The sequence below is a fragment of the Streptomyces sp. NPDC026659 genome (genome assembly GCF_040638245.1).
Lineage (GTDB): Bacteria > Actinomycetota > Actinomycetes > Streptomycetales > Streptomycetaceae > Streptomyces.
This window is the reverse complement of sequence record NZ_JBEZXY010000002.1, coordinates 710,335-726,156: the sequence shown is the minus strand read 5'-3', so window position 1 is coordinate 726,156 and position 15,822 is coordinate 710,335. Positions and strand designations below refer to the sequence as shown.

Below are 15,822 nucleotides of genomic sequence, written 5' to 3'. Positions count from 1 at the left end.
TCAGCCACAGGCGGCGGCGGGAGCGGAAACAGCGGCCGGTGCCGGGCGGCGCGGGCAGGTCGAGATCCCAGCGCTGCCGCTGCCCGGGGAGCCGATGGGGGTCAGCGTTGGGGGTCCCGGGTTCTGAGGACCGCGAGGGTGTAGGCCACGCGGAGGTCCAGGCGCTGGGGCTTGAAGTGGTAGGTCTTGCTGATGCCTCGGTAGTCCAGGGCCGTACCGATGCCCGGGACGCGCCAGCGGGTCCGGGCCGGGTGGCCGAAGGTGGCGTCGTCCGGTGAGCCCTCGAAGTACGAGTAGACCATCAGGCAGAGGACGAGCAGGAACCAGACCGGGGCGGTGGTGACGTAGGCGAGCCACGCGTACCAGGTGCCTTCCCTCCCCGTGACCTGCTGGGACGAGGTGTGGAGGTGGGCGGTCCAGCGGGCGCGGCGCGGCCACGGCATGAGGCGGCCGGTCCGGCGGGTGATCCGCGCCAGCGGCACCCCCTCTGCCGTGAACACGTCGTGGACATCGGGTGCCACGGGCTGGACGGAACAGAGCGGAGCGTCGTCCGGGCCCCTGTGTATCCAGAACGGCGCGGGTGACGGGTGGCTCCCGCGGTGGGTGGAACGCGGGGTGAAGATCTGGGCGAGCGGAGGTTGATCGGGGCGGCCGGTGCCCGGCAGCCGGATGGTGGCGGCCATCTCGGCGTCCGGCGGCAGATGCCCTGTTGATGGCCCGGACACCGGAACGGGGTTGTTCACGGAGACCAGGAACGTGTGCGGTGCGTAGTTGTCCACGGTGTCATCCAAACGGGTTGGCGCTCGCGAGGCGGCCGAGGGTCTGACCCGCCTTCTCGCGCGCCTGATCGATCTTCTCGTGGATCTTCTCGGAACCGTACTGAACGTCCTCGTTCGAGAGGCGAACGGCCTCCTTGTACAGGTCCTTCGTGCCGGTCACCGCTTCGTAGCCCCGCGCTGTCCAGGACCGGGGGTCGATGTAGTGGTCGACGACCTTGCCGGTCTCGTCGACGATCGGCCGGACCGAGTCCGCGAGCGCGGGAATGCGACGCAGCGGGGTCTTCTCGATCAGCTGGGGCATCAGCTTCTGGAAGCCCTTGTCCGTCAGCTTCGTGCCGGCCTTGTACAGGACGCGATCGCCGAGCTCCTTGGCCAGAGCCACGTGGAAGCGGTCCTTCAGGGTGTCCGCGGTGATGTGGATCGCCTGCGCCTTGCGGCCCAGGGCGCCCACGTTGCGCATCACCCATTTCTCGGTGTCCGTACCGAACTTCGCGGTGCCCCCGACGTGGTCGATGATGTCGCCGGCGCGCTTCCACGAGTCGGCCGCCTTGGCGCCGAAGTCGAGCAGGTTCATGGGGATCTTGACGCCGGTCAGGGCCCCCTTGGCGATCTTCCCCCCGCGCAGCAGATCGCCGAACGGGACGAAGCCGACGAGGTCCAGGCCGATGTCCAGCGCGTTGCCCTTCTTCGATCCGGCCGCCCAGCCGACGCCGTGGAAGGCGAGGGCGCCGCCGTTGAGCACCATGCCGATGGCCTCGAAGGCGATGGCGCCGACGACCGTCTCGGACGTGATGACGGCGAGGACGTCGCACGCGGCGCTGGCGTAGCCGAGCCAGTCGCCGATCTCGTAGATCGTGTCCGCGTGCTTCTGGACCCACTTCCAGAGATCGCCGGCGAGCTTCTCGATCTCGTCGCCGATGCTCGACAGCAGGTCGCCGAGCTTGTCGAGGAGGGACGCGTCCGGGGCGATCTCCGCGGCCCTGCGGAGCATCGACGCGGCTGCCGCGGCCGCAGCGTCGTGGTCGGCGAGCAGGCGCTGGGCCTTCTTGAGGATGTCGTCCAGGTCGGCCCGGGCGTCGTGCACCCGCTTCGTCGCGTGGTTCAGCCGCTGTTGTGCGTCATGCAGTTCCTCCTCCGTGTCGAAGGTCTTGCCGGCCAGCCCCAGATCGGGGTTGCCCTGCGCGGCCTTCAGCGCCTTGCGGGCCGCGGCGGCCTCGCTCTCGTAGCGGCGCGCGAGGGACTGGAACTCGCGCAGCCGCGTGTCCCAGCCGTGCAGTGCGTGTGCGGCGTCGGTCAGGGAGGTGTGGCCCTCGGCCAGGTACTTCGGCAGGCTGCCGACCTGCTTCGCGAAGGCCGAGGCCGCCTCGCCCGCCCAGGCGCCGTTCGACCTGCCCAGCCGCGTCAGCGTGGTGTGCGCGTCGTGGAGCCGCTTGCCCACCCCGGTGAGGGAGGTGACCAGGCGCTCCACCGAGGCGGGGACGCCGGGCGCGGGGTCGAAGCCGAGAGCTTCGTACGTCTGTGTGCTCACGGGGGTGATCTCCGGTGCCGTTCTCGGGTGCTTCAGTAGGCGGTGAAGGGGGAGGAGGGGGCCGCGGTGCCGTGCACGGGCCCGGCGGGCTCGCCGAAGGTGACGGTGTCGGCGATGTCCGCGAGGACCGCCTGGTAGTGGAAGAGGTCCTGTACGTCGGCGGTGCTCAGGCAGAGGAGCAGCAGCCGGTTCTCCGAGGGGAAGGGCAACCAGACCTCGATCCGGATGTGGAACTGCTCCAGCTGCTCCTCGTCGGGCAGCTCCCACACCGAGCGTGCCCCGGCGACGTGGACGACCCCGGGACCGGCCGGCAGCGTGATCAGCTGGACCTCGCTCTCCCCGCCGCCCTGGGCCAGGACCTCGGAGATGCCCGCCGCGGTGAGATGGGGGTCGGGATTCTCCAGCTCTCTCATGCTCACGGTGAGGGTGGCTCGGCTGATCCGCTCGGGCGGCTCGGTGCCGTCCGCGCTGCCACCGATGGGAAAGACCCCGATCGCGTGGTAGACGGCACCGCCCTCGACGAGGATCTGCGCACCGGCTGTCTGGATCACCCGGGTGAGCAGGCGCAGGGGCTCCAGGTCTTCCCGCTCGCCCCAGTAGTCGTGGGCGAACTCCCGCAGGCGCTCACCGTGTGTTTCCTCGTCGTCCCCGAGGCCGAGGGGCATCTCGTGGAACTCGGGCCCGACCTCGAAGCGGAACGCGGGCGGGGTGGTCTCCTCGGACAGGGGCGCCGTCATCGTCCCCCGGCCTTCACGGACCGGACCTTGGCGGCGACCTCGTCCTCCAGGTGCTGGAAGAGGCGTCCCGACTGCGCGACCTTCTCCGCGACGCCGCCCGTGGCCTCGGCTATCAGCTTGATGCCGTGACCCCACTTGTCCTGGAAGTCGTCGCAGGCGTCCTCCAACTCGGCGGAACCGGCCCCTCTCGGCCCGATGTCCTCCAGTTGCCGCATCGCGGACCGCATGTTCTCGGCGCACTCGCCGAGATCTCCGACGAGCCGGGCCAGTGCCTCGAACTCGGCCCTGCAGAAGCTCGCCATCCGTGTTCCGCCCCCATGGATCCGTCCATCAATGATGTGCACATCACAACATATGGACGACGCGGCGGCTGACCCGTGTTTGACCTGCGTCACTCTCGGGGTAATCTCTTCCGCTCGATTGGCCAGGGGCGGGGGCCATGTGGCAGACTGTCCGAGTTGCTCGGTCGAGTGTTGATGCTGCGCGCCTCCCGCCGGGAGGACCGGAAGCGAGTCCCACAGTACTCGTCAACCCCTGCGGGTTGGACGTACGGGAATCTTCCGGGAAGTGTAGGTGCGGCACCGGCCAGGCGCTCGGTGGGCCTTCCGCCCCCGGTCTGCGGTTCCGGACGGGCCGTGTGCATTCCCGAAGGGATGTTCCGTATAGGGACATTTCTGTCAGCGGGAGCGCGACACGCCCGACCGCGTGGGTCGGAGAGAAGGCATCGGAAACCACCGGGTTCCAGAGCGTTGAAGAGACAGGACTACTGAGTAGCCATGGCGGGACAGAAGATCCGCATCCGGCTCAAGGCCTACGACCACGAGGTCATCGACTCCTCGGCGAAGAAGATCGTCGAGACGGTGACCCGCACTGGTGCGTCGGTCGCGGGCCCGGTGCCGCTGCCCACTGAGAAGAACGTGTACTGCGTCATCAAGTCGCCGCACAAGTACAAGGACTCGCGCGAGCACTTCGAGATGCGCACGCACAAGCGCCTGATCGACATTCTCGACCCGACCCCCAAGACCGTTGACTCTCTGATGCGACTCGACCTTCCGGCCGGTGTCGACATCGAGATCAAGCTCTAGGGATCGGTGATCTGAGAATGGCTAAGCAGATCAAGGGCATCCTGGGCGAGAAGCTCGGCATGACGCAGGTGTGGGACGAGAACAACCGTGTTGTTCCGGTCACCGTCGTCAAGGCCGGTCCGAACGTTGTGACCCAGGTCCGCACGAACGACGTCGACGGCTACGAGTCGGTCCAGATCGCCTTCGGCGAGATCGACCCGCGCAAGGTGAACAAGCCCCTCAAGGGCCACTTCGCCAAGGCCGACGTAACCCCGCGCCGCCACCTGGTGGAGATCCGTACCTCCGACGCCAGCGAGTACACGCTGGGCCAGGAGATCACTGCCGAGGTCTTCGAGTCGGGCGTCAAGGTCGACGTCACCGCGAAGAGCAAGGGCAAGGGCTTCGCCGGTGTCATGAAGCGCCACAACTTCAAGGGTGGCAAGGCGTCCCACGGTGCCCACCGTGTGCACCGCATGCCCGGTTCCATCGGTGGCTGTGCCACCCCCGGCCGTGTCTTCAAGGGCATGCGCATGGCGGGTCGCATGGGCAACGAGCGGGTCACCACCCAGAACCTGACCGTTCACGCCGTTGACGCGGAGAAGGGCCTGCTCCTCATCAAGGGCGCGGTTCCTGGTCCGAACGGCGGCCTCGTCCTGGTCCGCACCGCGGCCAAGGGGGCCTGAGGACTATGAGCACCATTGACATCCTGTCGCCCTCCGGCGACAACGCCGGGACCGTCGAGCTCCCGGCCGAGATCTTCGACGTCGAGAAGATCAGCATTCCGCTGCTTCACCAGGTCGTCGTCGCGCAGCTGGCCGCGGCCCGTCAGGGCACGCACAAGGTCAAGAGCCGTGGCGAGGTCCGTGGTGGCGGTAGGAAGCCTTACCGCCAGAAGGGCACCGGCCGCGCGCGCCAGGGTTCGACCCGTGCGCCGCAGTTCGCCGGTGGTGGCGTCGTCCACGGCCCCACGCCGCGTGACTACTCGCAGCGGACCCCGAAGAAGATGAAGGCCGCGGCCCTGCGCCACGCCCTCACCGACCGGGCCCGCAACGCTCGCATCCACGTCGTCACCGGCGTGGTCGAGGGTGCGACTCCCTCCACCAAGGCCGCGAAGAGCTTCCTCGGCAAGATCAGCGAGCGCAAGAACGTGCTCCTGGTCATCGAGCGCTCCGACGAGGCCGCGCTGCTTTCCGCGCGCAACCTGCCCCAGGTCCACATCCTGGAGCCGGGCCAGCTGAACACGTACGACGTTCTCGTCTCGGACGACGTGGTCTTCACCCAGGCCGCGTTCGAGTCCTTCGTGTCTGGCCCCAAGGCCGCTGACACCGAAGGGAGCGAAGCCTGATGGCTACGCGTCACCCGAGCATCGCCTCGAAGGCCGCCAAGGCCGCCAAGGCCGCGCGCGTCGCCAAGGCGAAGCGCCACGCCACCGAGGGCAAGAACACGGTCGAGACCCCGCTGAGCAAGTCGTACACGGACCCCCGTGACGTCCTGCTGAAGCCGGTCGTCTCGGAGAAGAGCTACTCGCTCATCGACGAGAACAAGTACACGTTCATCGTCGACCCGAACGCCAACAAGACCCAGATCAAGCAGGCCGTCCAGGCGGTCTTCGACGTCAAGGTCACCGGGGTCAACACGATCAACCGCCAGGGCAAGCGCAAGCGCACGAAGACCGGCTTCGGTCAGCGTGCCGCCACCAAGCGCGCGATCGTGACCCTCGCCGAGGGCGACCGTATCGACATCTTCGGCGGTCCGACCGCCTAAGGGCGGTCTGGATCGTCCGATATCGGACGAGGACTGAGAAATGGGAATCCGCAAGTACAAGCCGACTACGCCGGGCCGTCGTGGCGCCAGCGTCGCCGACTTCGTCGAGGTCACGCGGTCCACGCCGGAGAAGTCGCTGGTCCGCCCGCTGCACAGCAAGGGCGGCCGTAACAACGCCGGTCGTGTGACCGTTCGCCACCAGGGTGGCGGACACAAGCGCGCCTACCGAGTGATCGACTTCCGTCGTCACGACAAGGACGGCGTGCCGGCGAAGGTCGCGCACATCGAGTACGACCCCAACCGCACCGCGCGCATCGCGCTGCTGCACTACGCCGACGGCGAGAAGCGCTACATCCTCGCCCCGCGCAACCTGCAGCAGGGTGACCGCGTCGAGAACGGTCCCGGGGCCGACATCAAGCCGGGCAACAACCTGGCCATCCGCAACATCCCGGTCGGTACCACGATCCACGCGATCGAGCTCCGTCCCGGTGGCGGTGCCAAGTTCGCCCGTTCCGCTGGTGCCTCCGTGCAGCTGCTGGCGAAGGAGGGCTCCATGGCCCACCTCCGCATGCCCTCCGGTGAGATCCGCCTGGTCGACGTGCGCTGCCGCGCCACCGTCGGCGAGGTCGGCAACGCCGAGCAGAGCAACATCAACTGGGGTAAGGCCGGCCGTAAGCGGTGGCTGGGCGTTCGCCCGACCGTCCGTGGTGTGGTCATGAACCCGGTTGACCACCCGCACGGTGGTGGTGAGGGCCGGACCTCCGGTGGTCGCCACCCTGTGTCCCCGTGGGGCAAGAAGGAAGGCCGTACTCGTTCGCCCAAGAAGGCGTCGAACAAGTACATCGTCCGCCGCCGCAAGACGAACAAGAAGCGCTAAGGACGGGTTGAGATGCCTCGTAGCCTGAAGAAGGGGCCCTTCGTCGACGACCACCTGATCAAGAAGGTGGACGCCCAGAACGAAGCCGGCACCAAGAACGTCATCAAGACCTGGTCCCGCCGCTCGATGATCATCCCGGCGATGCTCGGACACACCCTCGCGGTGCACAACGGCAAGACCCACATCCCGGTGTTCGTCACCGAGTCGATGGTCGGCCACAAGCTCGGCGAGTTCTCGCCGACCCGCACCTTCCGGGGCCACGTCAAGGACGACCGGAAGTCGAAGCGCCGCTAGTAGCGGATCGCATTCAGACACGTAAGTAACTGAGAGGGACAACCATGGAAGCCAGGGCCCAGGCGCGGTACATCCGCGTTACGCCCATGAAGGCCCGCCGCGTGGTGGACCTTATCCGTGGCATGGATGCCACGGAGGCTCAGGCTGTTCTGCGATTCGCTCCGCAGGCAGCCTCCGTGCCGGTCGGCAAGGTGCTCGACAGCGCCATCGCCAACGCCGCGCACAACTACGACCACACCGACGCCGACAGCCTCTACATCTCCGAGGCGTACGTCGACGAGGGCCCGACCCTGAAGCGGTTCCGGCCGCGTGCCCAGGGCCGTGCCTACCGGATCCGCAAGCGGACCAGCCACATCACCGTGGTCGTCAGCAGCAAGGAAGGAACCCGGTAATGGGCCAGAAGGTTAACCCGCATGGGTTCCGGCTCGGTGTCACGACCGACTTCAAGTCGCGTTGGTACGCCGACAAGCTGTACAAGGACTACGTCAAGGAAGACGTCGCCATCCGTCGGATGATGACGTCCGGCATGGAGCGCGCCGGCATCTCGAAGGTTGAGATCGAGCGCACCCGTGACCGCGTGCGTGTGGACATCCACACCGCTCGTCCGGGCATCGTCATCGGCCGCCGTGGCGCCGAGGCCGACCGCATCCGCGGTGACCTCGAGAAGCTCACGGGCAAGCAGGTCCAGCTGAACATCCTCGAGGTCAAGAACCCCGAGACCGACGCTCAGCTGGTTGCCCAGGCCGTCGCCGAGCAGCTCTCCTCCCGCGTCTCCTTCCGTCGGGCCATGCGTAAGAGCATGCAGTCCGCCATGAAGGCCGGCGCCAAGGGCATCAAGATCCAGTGCGGTGGCCGCCTCGGTGGCGCCGAGATGTCCCGCTCGGAGTTCTACCGCGAGGGCCGTGTGCCCCTGCACACGCTCCGCGCGAACGTGGACTACGGCTTCTTCGAGGCCAAGACGACCTTCGGCCGCATCGGCGTGAAGGTCTGGATCTACAAGGGCGACGTCAAGAACATCGCCGAGGTCCGCGCCGAGAACGCTGCGGCCCGTGCGGGTAACCGCCCGGCCCGTGGTGGCGCCGACCGCCCGGCCCGTGGTGGCCGCGGTGGCGAGCGTGGCGGTCGCGGTCGTAAGCCGCAGCAGGCTGCCGGCGCCGAGGCCCCCAAGGCCGAGGCTCCCGCCGCCGCCGCTCCGGCTGAGAGCACCGGAACGGAGGCCTGACCGACATGCTGATCCCCCGTAGGGTCAAGCACCGCAAGCAGCACCACCCGAAGCGCCGTGGTCAGGCCAAGGGCGGTACGCAGGTCGCGTTCGGCGAGTACGGCATTCAGGCCCTCACGCCGGCGTACGTGACCAACCGCCAGATCGAGGCGGCCCGTATCGCGATGACCCGCCACATCAAGCGTGGCGGCAAGGTCTGGATCAACATCTACCCGGACCGTCCGCTCACGAAGAAGCCTGCCGAGACCCGCATGGGTTCCGGTAAGGGTTCTCCGGAGTGGTGGATCGCGAACGTGCACCCGGGCCGGGTCATGTTCGAGCTGTCCTACCCCAACGAGAAGATTGCGCGTGAGGCCCTCACTCGTGCGGCTCACAAGCTGCCGATGAAGTGCCGGATCGTCAAGCGCGAGGCAGGTGAAGCGTGATGTCGGCCGGTACCAAGGCGTCCGAGCTGCGCGAGCTGGGCAACGAGGAGCTTCTTGCGAAGCTCCGCGAGGCCAAGGAAGAGCTGTTCAACCTCCGCTTCCAGGCGGCGACTGGTCAGCTCGAGAACCACGGCCGTCTGAAGGCGGTCCGCAAGGACATCGCGCGGATCTACACCCTGATGCGCGAGCGTGAGCTGGGCATCGAAACGGTGGAGAACGCCTGATGAGCGAGAAGAACGTGACTGAGAACGCAGAGGCCCGCGGCTTCCGCAAGACCCGTGAGGGTCTCGTCGTCAGCGACAAGATGGACAAGACCGTCGTCGTCGCCGTCGAGGACCGCGTGAAGCACGCGCTGTACGGCAAGGTCATCCGCCGTACGAACAAGCTCAAGGCGCACGACGAGCAGAACGCCGCGGGTGTCGGCGACCGTGTCCTCCTCATGGAGACCCGGCCGCTGTCCGCGACGAAGCGCTGGCGCGTCGTCGAGATCCTCGAGAAGGCCAAGTAATTCCCGCGAGGGAGTTGCTGAAGCAAGGTATTCCTGCGGGGTAAATCCGCAGGTCGTTCCGCCAGGCTCGGTCGGGGTCCTTCACCGGACCCCGGCCGGGAACCGGCAGACAAACAGGAGATAGACGTGATCCAGCAGGAGTCGCGACTGCGTGTCGCCGACAACACTGGTGCGAAGGAAATCCTTTGCATCCGTGTGCTCGGTGGCTCCGGTCGCCGCTACGCGGGCATCGGTGACGTCATCGTCGCCACCGTCAAGGACGCGATCCCCGGCGGCAACGTGAAGAAGGGTGACGTCGTCAAGGCGGTCATCGTTCGCACCGTCAAGGAGCGCCGCCGTCCGGACGGCTCGTACATCCGCTTCGACGAGAACGCCGCCGTCATTCTGAAGAACGACGGCGACCCTCGCGGCACCCGTATCTTCGGCCCTGTCGGCCGTGAGCTGCGCGAGAAGAAGTTCATGAAGATCATCTCGCTCGCGCCGGAGGTGCTGTAAGCATGAAGATCAAGAAGGGCGACCTGGTCCAGGTCATCACCGGTAAGGACAAGGGCAAGCAGGGCAAGGTCATTGCCGCTTACCCGCGCGACGAGCGCGTCCTGGTCGAGGGTGTCAACCGGGTCAAGAAGCACACCAAGGCCGGCCCGACCGCCAGCGGCTCCCAGGCCGGCGGCATCGTGACCACCGAGGCCCCCATCCACGTGTCCAACGTTCAGCTGGTCGTGGAGAAGGACGGCAACAAGGTCGTCACGCGCGTCGGTTACCGCTTCGACGACGAGGGCAACAAGATCCGCGTTGCCAAGCGGACGGGTGAGGACATCTGATGACTACCACCACTCCGCGTCTGAAGCAGAAGTACCGCGAGGAGATCGCGGGCAAGCTGCGTGACGAGTTCAAGTACGAGAACGTCATGCAGATCCCCGGCCTCGTCAAGATCGTGGTCAACATGGGTGTCGGCGACGCCGCCCGTGACTCGAAGCTCATGGACGGTGCCGTCCGTGACCTGACCACCATCACCGGTCAGAAGCCGGCCATCACCAAGGCCCGCAAGTCCATCGCGCAGTTCAAGCTGCGCGAGGGTCAGCCGATCGGTGCCCACGTCACGCTCCGTGGCGACCGCATGTGGGAGTTCCTGGACCGCACCCTGTCGCTCGCGCTCCCGCGCATCCGCGACTTCCGTGGTCTGTCCCCCAAGCAGTTCGACGGCCGTGGCAACTACACCTTCGGTCTCACGGAGCAGGTCATGTTCCACGAGATCGACCAGGACAAGATCGACCGTACCCGGGGTATGGACATCACCGTGGTCACCACGGCGACCAACGACGCTGAGGGCCGCGCGCTCCTTCGTCACCTCGGCTTCCCGTTCAAGGAGGCGTGAGCGAGATGGCGAAGAAGGCTCTTATTGCCAAGGCTGCTCGCAAGCCCAAGTTCGGTGTGCGTGGCTACACGCGCTGCCAGCGCTGCGGCCGTCCGCACTCCGTGTACCGCAAGTTCGGCCTCTGCCGCGTGTGCCTTCGTGAGATGGCTCACCGTGGCGAGCTGCCGGGCGTGACCAAGAGCTCCTGGTAATCCCCTAATTCGGGATTCCTGAAGCTCTCGGTAAGCATCTGGGTCGACAGAGGCCCTTCCCCGCATGCCGTAGGCTAGCGGGGTTGGGCGTCTGTCGCCCGTACGACTTACTACGCCGTAGGTCCACCGCGCCGCACCCGCCCCGTCTCGGATCGGGGAGAGGGATGGCGCACCAGGAAACCCCGGCGAGAGAGGCCGAAGGCCAATTCATGACCATGACTGATCCGATCGCAGACATGCTTACGCGTCTGCGTAACGCGAACTCGGCATACCACGACTCCGTGACGATGCCGGCGTCGAAGATCAAGTCTCACATCGCGGAGATCCTCCAGCAGGAGGGCTTCATCACCGGCTGGAAGACCGAGGACGCCGAGGTTGGCAAGAACCTCGTCCTCGAGCTGAAGTTCGGTCCGAACCGTGAGCGCTCCATCGCGGGCATCAAGCGGATCTCGAAGCCCGGTCTCCGGGTCTACGCGAAGTCCACCAACCTGCCCAAGGTGCTGGGTGGCCTCGGCGTGGCGATCATCTCCACGTCGCACGGGCTCCTCACCGACAAGCAGGCCGGCAAGAAGGGCGTAGGCGGAGAAGTTCTCGCCTACGTCTGGTAACGGAAGGGAACGGAGGAAACAGCTATGTCGCGTATTGGCAAGCTCCCCATCACGGTTCCCGCCGGCGTGGACGTCACCATCGACGGCCGTACGGTCAAGGTCAAGGGCCCCAAGGGCGAACTGACCCACACCGTCGTGGCGCCGATCGACATCGCCAAGGGTGAGGACGGCGTTCTGAACGTCACCCGCCCCAACGACGAGCGTCAGAACAAGGCCCTGCACGGCCTGTCCCGCACGCTGGTGGCGAACATGATCACCGGCGTGACCCAGGGTTACGTGAAGAAGCTCGAGATCAGCGGTGTCGGTTACCGAGTGACCGCCAAGGGTTCGAACCTCGAGTTCGCGCTCGGCTACAGCCACCCGATCGTCGTCGAGGCCCCCGAGGGCATCTCCTTCAAGGTCGAGGCCCCCACCCGGTTCTCGGTCGAGGGCATCGACAAGCAGAAGGTCGGCGAGGTTGCGGCCAACATCCGCAAGCTGCGCAAGCCCGACCCGTACAAGGCCAAGGGCGTCAAGTACGAGGGCGAAGTCATCCGCCGCAAGGTCGGAAAGGCGGGTAAGTAAGCCATGGCATACGGACAGAAGATCCTCAAGGGCGACGCCTACAAGCGCGCCGCGATCAAGCGCCGCCACATCCGGATCCGTAAGCACATCTCGGGTACGGCTGAGCGTCCGCGTCTCGTCGTGACGCGCTCGAACCGCCACATCGTGGCCCAGGTCATCGACGACATCAAGGGTCACACCCTGGCGTCGGCGTCGACCCTGGACGCCTCGATCCGCGGTGGCGAGAGCGACAAGTCCACGCAGGCCAAGTCCGTCGGCGCCCTGGTCGCCGAGCGGGCCAAGGCCGCCGGTGTCGAGGCTGTCGTATTCGACCGTGGTGGCAACCAGTACGCCGGGCGCATCGCCGCCCTGGCGGACGCCGCCCGCGAAGCCGGACTCAAGTTCTGAGTCCCCGTCGCGCAGCGACTTGTGTCACTGCGTAGCTAGCGGAAAACAGAGAGAGGTAATTCCAATGGCTGGACCCCAGCGCCGCGGTGGCGGTGCCGGTGGCGGCGAGCGGCGGGACCGGAAGGGCCGTGACGGCGGCGCAGCTGCCGCCGAGAAGACCGCGTACGTTGAGCGCGTTGTCGCGATCAACCGCGTCGCCAAGGTTGTGAAGGGTGGTCGTCGCTTCAGCTTCACCGCGCTGGTCGTGGTGGGCGACGGTGACGGCACCGTGGGTGTCGGTTACGGCAAGGCCAAGGAGGTGCCGGCCGCCATCGCCAAGGGTGTTGAGGAGGCCAAGAAGCACTTCTTCAAGGTCCCCCGTATCCAGGGCACCATCCCGCACCCCATCCAGGGTGAGAAGGCTGCCGGCGTCGTCCTGCTCAAGCCCGCGTCCCCCGGTACCGGTGTTATCGCCGGTGGCCCGGTGCGTGCCGTGCTCGAGTGCGCCGGTATCCACGACATCCTGTCGAAGTCCCTGGGCTCCGACAACGCGATCAACATCGTGCACGCCACCGTGGCGGCCCTCAAGGGCCTGCAGCGTCCCGAGGAGGTCGCGGCCCGCCGCGGTCTGCCGCTCGAGGACGTCGCCCCCGCGGCTCTGCTGCGTGCGCGTGCCGGGGCTGGTGCGTAATGGCGCAGCTCAAGATCACGCAGGTTAAGTCGTACATCGGCAGCAAGCAGAACCACCGTGACACCCTGCGTTCCCTTGGTCTCAAGGGCATCAACACGCAGGTCGTCAAGGAGGACCGCCCCGAGTTCCGCGGCATGGTGCACACCGTCCGCCACCTCGTGACGGTTGAGGAGGTCGACTGATCATGGCGGAGAACAACCCGCTCAAGATCCACAACCTCCGTCCCGCCCCGGGCGCCAAGACCGCCAAGACCCGTGTGGGTCGTGGTGAGGCGTCGAAGGGTAAGACGGCCGGTCGTGGTACCAAGGGTACGAAGGCCCGTTACCAGGTTCCGGAGCGCTTCGAGGGTGGCCAGATGCCCCTCCACATGCGTCTTCCGAAGCTGAAGGGCTTCAAGAACCCGTTCAAGACCGAGTTCCAGGTCGTGAACCTCGACAAGCTGGCCTCGCTCTACCCCGAGGGTGGCGAGGTCACCGTCGAGGGTCTGGTGGCCAAGGGTGCCGTTCGCAAGAACAGCCTCGTCAAGGTCCTCGGCCAGGGCGAGATCTCCGTGGCGCTGCAGGTGACGGTGGACGCCGTCTCCGACTCCGCCAAGGAGAAGATCACCGCCGCCGGCGGTACGGTCACCGAGCTGGTCTGAGTCCCTCAGGTCTCTCGATGACATAGACGATCCCGACCGGGGATACCTCACAATGAGGTATCCCCGGTTGGTCGTTCCTAGGGGGGCAGTGTCGCCGGTAAGGTGGCCTGCACTGTTCTTTTTCGTATTCGTCGAACCTCTAGACCGTCACCCTTGACGCAGTTGCGCGGGGGTCGCAGGAGGCACCGTGCTCACCGCGTTCGCCCGGGCGTTCAGGACGCCCGACCTGCGCAAGAAGCTGCTCTTCACGCTGGGCATCATCGTGGTCTACCGGGTCGGTACCCACATCCCGATCCCCGGCGTCAATTACAAGGCCGTCCAGACCTGCGTGACCGAGGCGTCCGGCAATCAGGGCCTCTTCGGACTGGTCAACATGTTCAGCGGCGGCGCGCTGCTGCAGATCACGATCTTCGCTCTCGGCATCATGCCGTACATCACGGCGAGCATCATTCTTCAGCTGCTCACCGTGGTGATTCCGCGTCTGGAAGCCCTCAAGAAGGAGGGGCAGTCCGGCACGGCGAAGATCACGCAGTACACGCGTTATCTGACCGTGGCGCTCGCCATCCTCCAGGGCACCGGCCTGGTCGCCACCGCCCGCACCGGCGCGCTGTTCAACGGCTGCACCGCCGCCGGGAGCATCGTCCCGGACCAGTCGATCTTCATCACGATCACCATGGTGATCTGCATGACCGCCGGTACCTGTGTCGTCATGTGGCTCGGTGAGCTGATCACCGACCGCGGTATCGGCAACGGCATGTCGATCCTGATGTTCATCTCGATCGCCGCGACCTTCCCGTCCGCGCTGTGGGCCATCAAGAAGCAGGGCACCCTGGCCGACGGCTGGATCGAGTTCGGCACCGTCATCCTGGTCGGCCTGGTCATGGTCGCGCTCGTCGTCTTCGTGGAGCAGGCCCAGCGCCGTATCCCGGTGCAGTACGCGAAGCGCATGATCGGTCGCCGGTCCTACGGCGGCACCTCGACGTACATCCCGCTCAAGGTGAACCAGGCCGGTGTCATCCCGGTCATCTTCGCCTCGTCGCTGCTCTACATCCCGGCCCTGGTCGCGCAGTTCGCGGGCGGGAACTCGGGCTGGAAGCAGTGGGTGACGGCGAACCTCACCAAGGGCGACCACCCGGTCTACATCACGCTCTACTTCCTGTTGATCGTGTTCTTCGCGTTCTTCTACGTGGCCATCTCGTTCAACCCCGAGGAAGTCGCGGACAACATGAAGAAGTATGGTGGCTTCATCCCGGGCATCCGGGCTGGCCGACCGACCGCTGAGTACCTGAGTTACGTGCTCAACCGGATCACCTGGCCGGGTTCGCTGTATCTGGGTCTGATCGCTCTTGTGCCGACGATGGCGTTGGCCGGCTTCGGGGCAAGCCAGAACTTCCCGTTCGGCGGGACCAGCATCCTCATCATCGTGGGTGTCGGCCTGGAGACCGTGAAGCAGATCGAGAGCCAGCTCCAGCAGCGCAATTACGAAGGGTTCCTCCGCTGATGCGTATCGTCCTCGTCGGGCCGCCCGGTGCCGGTAAGGGAACGCAAGCCGTCCGCCTCGCCGAGACTCTGTCCGTCCCGCACATCTCCACGGGCGACCTGTTCCGCGCCAACATCAGCCGGCAGACGGAGCTGGGCAAACTCGCGAAGTCCTTCATGGACGCCGGAAACCTCGTACCCGACGAGGTCACGATCGCGATGGCCAAGGACCGCATGGAGCAGCCGGACGCCGAGGGCGGCTTCCTGCTCGACGGCTTCCCGCGCAACGTCTCGCAGGCCGAGGCGCTGGACGAGCTGCTGCGCGGCGAGGGCATCAAGCTCGACGCGGTGCTGGACCTGGAGGTCCCGGAGGACGAGGTCGTCAAGCGGATCGCCGGCCGGCGCATCTGCCGCAACGACTCCTCGCACGTCTTCCACGTGACGTACAGCCCGTCGAAGCAGGAGAACGTCTGCGACGTCTGCGGCGGCGAGCTGTACCAGCGCGACGACGACTCCGAGGAGACGGTCCGTACGCGGCTGGAGGTCTACCACACGCAGACCGAGCCGATCATCGACTACTACCGGTCCCAGGGCCTGGTCGTGACGATCTCCTCGCTCGGTCCGGTGGACGAGATCACCGAGCGCGCGCTGGCCGCCCTCAAGAGCGAGCAGAGCGAGAACGAGTAACAAGCGGTACCTCCGGCCGCGGT

27 protein-coding genes are annotated in these 15,822 nt (G+C 66.5%); 23 read left to right on the top strand and 4 right to left on the bottom strand.

All coding sequences use genetic code 11. The features are described from left to right. Nucleotides 1-101 precede the first annotated feature (101 nt). Genes AB0E91_RS07960 through AB0E91_RS07945 form a run of 4 tightly spaced genes read right to left on the bottom strand, consistent with a single transcriptional unit; the run spans nucleotide 102 to nucleotide 3,346 of the window. Entirely contained in the window at nucleotides 102-779 is a 678-nt protein-coding gene (locus AB0E91_RS07960; RefSeq protein ID WP_361776819.1) for a hypothetical protein, read from the bottom strand. 4 nt (nucleotides 780-783) lie between these two features. Beyond that, nucleotides 784-2,307 (bottom strand): putative T7SS-secreted protein, encoded by a 1,524-nt coding sequence (locus AB0E91_RS07955; protein ID WP_361776816.1) that lies wholly within the window; start codon nucleotides 2,305-2,307, stop codon nucleotides 784-786. Between the two features lie 32 nt (nucleotides 2,308-2,339). Further along, a complete protein-coding gene (locus AB0E91_RS07950) occupies nucleotides 2,340-3,044 on the bottom strand; it encodes a hypothetical protein (RefSeq protein ID WP_361776813.1) in 705 nt (234 codons plus the stop codon). Next, nucleotides 3,041-3,346 carry a hypothetical protein gene (locus tag AB0E91_RS07945; protein ID WP_361776810.1) on the bottom strand — a complete coding sequence of 102 codons (306 nt, stop codon included), beginning with the start codon at nucleotides 3,344-3,346 and terminating at the stop codon, nucleotides 3,041-3,043. Before AB0E91_RS07945 ends, AB0E91_RS07950 begins: the two co-directional genes overlap by 4 nt. A 474-nt stretch (nucleotides 3,347-3,820) precedes the next feature. Between AB0E91_RS07945 and rpsJ the strand changes: the two genes are divergently transcribed. The 23 genes from rpsJ (at nucleotide 3,821) to AB0E91_RS07830 (ending at nucleotide 15,799) form a co-directional block, all read left to right on the top strand. Then, nucleotides 3,821-4,129 (top strand): 30S ribosomal protein S10, encoded by a 309-nt coding sequence (rpsJ, locus tag AB0E91_RS07940; RefSeq protein WP_003948644.1) that lies wholly within the window; start codon nucleotides 3,821-3,823, stop codon nucleotides 4,127-4,129. 17 nt (nucleotides 4,130-4,146) lie between these two features. Further along, on the top strand, nucleotides 4,147-4,791 hold the full coding sequence (gene rplC, locus AB0E91_RS07935) for a 50S ribosomal protein L3 (RefSeq protein ID WP_161182741.1): 645 nt from the start codon (nucleotides 4,147-4,149) through the stop codon (nucleotides 4,789-4,791). Nucleotides 4,792-4,796: 5 nt separating this feature from the next. Next, nucleotides 4,797-5,453 carry a 50S ribosomal protein L4 gene (rplD, locus tag AB0E91_RS07930; RefSeq protein ID WP_018543907.1) on the top strand — a complete coding sequence of 219 codons (657 nt, stop codon included), beginning with the start codon at nucleotides 4,797-4,799 and terminating at the stop codon, nucleotides 5,451-5,453. Beyond that, complete coding sequence (gene rplW, locus AB0E91_RS07925) at nucleotides 5,453-5,872, top strand: 50S ribosomal protein L23 (RefSeq protein ID WP_161182740.1); 420 nt, start codon at nucleotides 5,453-5,455, stop codon at nucleotides 5,870-5,872. The genes rplD and rplW overlap by 1 nt, the downstream gene beginning before the upstream one ends. A 40-nt stretch (nucleotides 5,873-5,912) precedes the next feature. Beyond that, nucleotides 5,913-6,749, top strand: coding sequence for a 50S ribosomal protein L2 (gene rplB, locus AB0E91_RS07920; RefSeq protein WP_161182739.1), 837 nt, complete (start codon nucleotides 5,913-5,915; stop codon nucleotides 6,747-6,749). A 12-nt stretch (nucleotides 6,750-6,761) separates the two neighbouring features. Further along, entirely contained in the window at nucleotides 6,762-7,043 is a 282-nt protein-coding gene (gene rpsS, locus AB0E91_RS07915; protein WP_018543910.1) for a 30S ribosomal protein S19, read from the top strand. 44 nt (nucleotides 7,044-7,087) lie between these two features. Further along, nucleotides 7,088-7,435: a 50S ribosomal protein L22 gene (rplV, locus tag AB0E91_RS07910; protein WP_019329637.1), complete on the top strand. Its 348-nt coding sequence runs from the start codon at nucleotides 7,088-7,090 to the stop codon at nucleotides 7,433-7,435. Beyond that, nucleotides 7,435-8,265: a 30S ribosomal protein S3 gene (gene rpsC, locus AB0E91_RS07905; protein ID WP_030317320.1), complete on the top strand. Its 831-nt coding sequence runs from the start codon at nucleotides 7,435-7,437 to the stop codon at nucleotides 8,263-8,265. Before rplV ends, rpsC begins: the two co-directional genes overlap by 1 nt. 5 nt (nucleotides 8,266-8,270) lie before the next feature. Further along, nucleotides 8,271-8,690 (top strand): 50S ribosomal protein L16, encoded by a 420-nt coding sequence (rplP, locus tag AB0E91_RS07900; RefSeq protein WP_161182738.1) that lies wholly within the window; start codon nucleotides 8,271-8,273, stop codon nucleotides 8,688-8,690. Next, complete coding sequence (gene rpmC / locus AB0E91_RS07895) at nucleotides 8,690-8,914, top strand: 50S ribosomal protein L29 (RefSeq protein ID WP_007494763.1); 225 nt, start codon at nucleotides 8,690-8,692, stop codon at nucleotides 8,912-8,914. The genes rplP and rpmC overlap by 1 nt, the downstream gene beginning before the upstream one ends. Further along, nucleotides 8,914-9,198, top strand: a complete 285-nt coding sequence (gene rpsQ, locus AB0E91_RS07890) for a 30S ribosomal protein S17 (RefSeq protein WP_018543912.1) — start codon at nucleotides 8,914-8,916, stop codon at nucleotides 9,196-9,198. Before rpmC ends, rpsQ begins: the two co-directional genes overlap by 1 nt. Before the next feature lie 126 nt (nucleotides 9,199-9,324). Next, a complete protein-coding gene (gene rplN / locus AB0E91_RS07885; RefSeq protein ID WP_003998823.1) occupies nucleotides 9,325-9,693 on the top strand; it encodes a 50S ribosomal protein L14 in 369 nt (122 codons plus the stop codon). 2 nt (nucleotides 9,694-9,695) lie between these two features. Further along, complete coding sequence (rplX, locus tag AB0E91_RS07880; protein WP_018543913.1) at nucleotides 9,696-10,019, top strand: 50S ribosomal protein L24; 324 nt, start codon at nucleotides 9,696-9,698, stop codon at nucleotides 10,017-10,019. Next, nucleotides 10,016-10,573, top strand: a complete 558-nt coding sequence (rplE, locus tag AB0E91_RS07875) for a 50S ribosomal protein L5 (RefSeq protein WP_161182766.1) — start codon at nucleotides 10,016-10,018, stop codon at nucleotides 10,571-10,573. The genes rplX and rplE overlap by 4 nt, the downstream gene beginning before the upstream one ends. A gap of 5 nt (nucleotides 10,574-10,578) precedes the next feature. Further along, the gene (locus AB0E91_RS07870) at nucleotides 10,579-10,764 is read left to right on the top strand and encodes a type Z 30S ribosomal protein S14 (RefSeq protein ID WP_003948630.1); all 186 of its coding nucleotides are present in this window, start codon (nucleotides 10,579-10,581) and stop codon (nucleotides 10,762-10,764) included. 209 nt (nucleotides 10,765-10,973) lie between these two features. Further along, nucleotides 10,974-11,372 (top strand): 30S ribosomal protein S8, encoded by a 399-nt coding sequence (rpsH, locus tag AB0E91_RS07865; protein WP_026248232.1) that lies wholly within the window; start codon nucleotides 10,974-10,976, stop codon nucleotides 11,370-11,372. 24 nt (nucleotides 11,373-11,396) lie between these two features. Beyond that, nucleotides 11,397-11,936: a 50S ribosomal protein L6 gene (gene rplF, locus AB0E91_RS07860; RefSeq protein ID WP_361776801.1), complete on the top strand. Its 540-nt coding sequence runs from the start codon at nucleotides 11,397-11,399 to the stop codon at nucleotides 11,934-11,936. 3 nt (nucleotides 11,937-11,939) lie between these two features. Then, nucleotides 11,940-12,323 carry a 50S ribosomal protein L18 gene (rplR, locus tag AB0E91_RS07855; RefSeq protein ID WP_199586236.1) on the top strand — a complete coding sequence of 128 codons (384 nt, stop codon included), beginning with the start codon at nucleotides 11,940-11,942 and terminating at the stop codon, nucleotides 12,321-12,323. 64 nt (nucleotides 12,324-12,387) lie between these two features. Then, entirely contained in the window at nucleotides 12,388-12,993 is a 606-nt protein-coding gene (gene rpsE, locus AB0E91_RS07850) for a 30S ribosomal protein S5 (protein ID WP_007494753.1), read from the top strand. Continuing rightward, a complete protein-coding gene (gene rpmD / locus AB0E91_RS07845; RefSeq protein ID WP_003974250.1) occupies nucleotides 12,993-13,175 on the top strand; it encodes a 50S ribosomal protein L30 in 183 nt (60 codons plus the stop codon). The genes rpsE and rpmD overlap by 1 nt, the downstream gene beginning before the upstream one ends. 2 nt (nucleotides 13,176-13,177) lie before the next feature. Next, a complete protein-coding gene (gene rplO / locus AB0E91_RS07840) occupies nucleotides 13,178-13,633 on the top strand; it encodes a 50S ribosomal protein L15 (RefSeq protein WP_361776796.1) in 456 nt (151 codons plus the stop codon). 187 nt (nucleotides 13,634-13,820) lie between these two features. Beyond that, nucleotides 13,821-15,134, top strand: a complete 1,314-nt coding sequence (secY, locus tag AB0E91_RS07835) for a preprotein translocase subunit SecY (RefSeq protein WP_361776792.1) — start codon at nucleotides 13,821-13,823, stop codon at nucleotides 15,132-15,134. Next, on the top strand, nucleotides 15,134-15,799 hold the full coding sequence (locus tag AB0E91_RS07830; protein ID WP_361776789.1) for an adenylate kinase: 666 nt from the start codon (nucleotides 15,134-15,136) through the stop codon (nucleotides 15,797-15,799). The genes secY and AB0E91_RS07830 overlap by 1 nt, the downstream gene beginning before the upstream one ends. Nucleotides 15,800-15,822 lie beyond the last annotated feature (23 nt).

What these genes read in the sequence shown, in the direction of transcription:
- AB0E91_RS07950 (WP_361776813.1), bottom strand. Translation starts at nt 3,044, where the DNA reads ATGACGGCGCCCCTGTCCGAGGAGACCACCCCGCCCGCGTTCCGCTTC.
- AB0E91_RS07945 (WP_361776810.1), bottom strand. Translation starts at nt 3,346, where the DNA reads ATGGCGAGCTTCTGCAGGGCCGAGTTCGAGGCACTGGCCCGGCTCGTC.
- rpsJ (WP_003948644.1), top strand. Translation starts at nt 3,821, where the DNA reads ATGGCGGGACAGAAGATCCGCATCCGGCTCAAGGCCTACGACCACGAG.
- rplC (WP_161182741.1), top strand. Translation starts at nt 4,147, where the DNA reads ATGGCTAAGCAGATCAAGGGCATCCTGGGCGAGAAGCTCGGCATGACG.
- rplD (WP_018543907.1), top strand. Translation starts at nt 4,797, where the DNA reads ATGAGCACCATTGACATCCTGTCGCCCTCCGGCGACAACGCCGGGACC.
- rplW (WP_161182740.1), top strand. Translation starts at nt 5,453, where the DNA reads ATGGCTACGCGTCACCCGAGCATCGCCTCGAAGGCCGCCAAGGCCGCC.
- rplB (WP_161182739.1), top strand. Translation starts at nt 5,913, where the DNA reads ATGGGAATCCGCAAGTACAAGCCGACTACGCCGGGCCGTCGTGGCGCC.
- rpsS (WP_018543910.1), top strand. Translation starts at nt 6,762, where the DNA reads ATGCCTCGTAGCCTGAAGAAGGGGCCCTTCGTCGACGACCACCTGATC.
- rplV (WP_019329637.1), top strand. Translation starts at nt 7,088, where the DNA reads ATGGAAGCCAGGGCCCAGGCGCGGTACATCCGCGTTACGCCCATGAAG.
- rpsC (WP_030317320.1), top strand. Translation starts at nt 7,435, where the DNA reads ATGGGCCAGAAGGTTAACCCGCATGGGTTCCGGCTCGGTGTCACGACC.
- rplP (WP_161182738.1), top strand. Translation starts at nt 8,271, where the DNA reads ATGCTGATCCCCCGTAGGGTCAAGCACCGCAAGCAGCACCACCCGAAG.
- rpmC (WP_007494763.1), top strand. Translation starts at nt 8,690, where the DNA reads ATGTCGGCCGGTACCAAGGCGTCCGAGCTGCGCGAGCTGGGCAACGAG.
- rpsQ (WP_018543912.1), top strand. Translation starts at nt 8,914, where the DNA reads ATGAGCGAGAAGAACGTGACTGAGAACGCAGAGGCCCGCGGCTTCCGC.
- rplX (WP_018543913.1), top strand. Translation starts at nt 9,696, where the DNA reads ATGAAGATCAAGAAGGGCGACCTGGTCCAGGTCATCACCGGTAAGGAC.
- AB0E91_RS07870 (WP_003948630.1), top strand. Translation starts at nt 10,579, where the DNA reads ATGGCGAAGAAGGCTCTTATTGCCAAGGCTGCTCGCAAGCCCAAGTTC.
- rpsH (WP_026248232.1), top strand. Translation starts at nt 10,974, where the DNA reads ATGACCATGACTGATCCGATCGCAGACATGCTTACGCGTCTGCGTAAC.
- rplF (WP_361776801.1), top strand. Translation starts at nt 11,397, where the DNA reads ATGTCGCGTATTGGCAAGCTCCCCATCACGGTTCCCGCCGGCGTGGAC.
- rplR (WP_199586236.1), top strand. Translation starts at nt 11,940, where the DNA reads ATGGCATACGGACAGAAGATCCTCAAGGGCGACGCCTACAAGCGCGCC.
- rpsE (WP_007494753.1), top strand. Translation starts at nt 12,388, where the DNA reads ATGGCTGGACCCCAGCGCCGCGGTGGCGGTGCCGGTGGCGGCGAGCGG.
- rpmD (WP_003974250.1), top strand. Translation starts at nt 12,993, where the DNA reads ATGGCGCAGCTCAAGATCACGCAGGTTAAGTCGTACATCGGCAGCAAG.
- rplO (WP_361776796.1), top strand. Translation starts at nt 13,178, where the DNA reads ATGGCGGAGAACAACCCGCTCAAGATCCACAACCTCCGTCCCGCCCCG.
- AB0E91_RS07830 (WP_361776789.1), top strand. Translation starts at nt 15,134, where the DNA reads ATGCGTATCGTCCTCGTCGGGCCGCCCGGTGCCGGTAAGGGAACGCAA.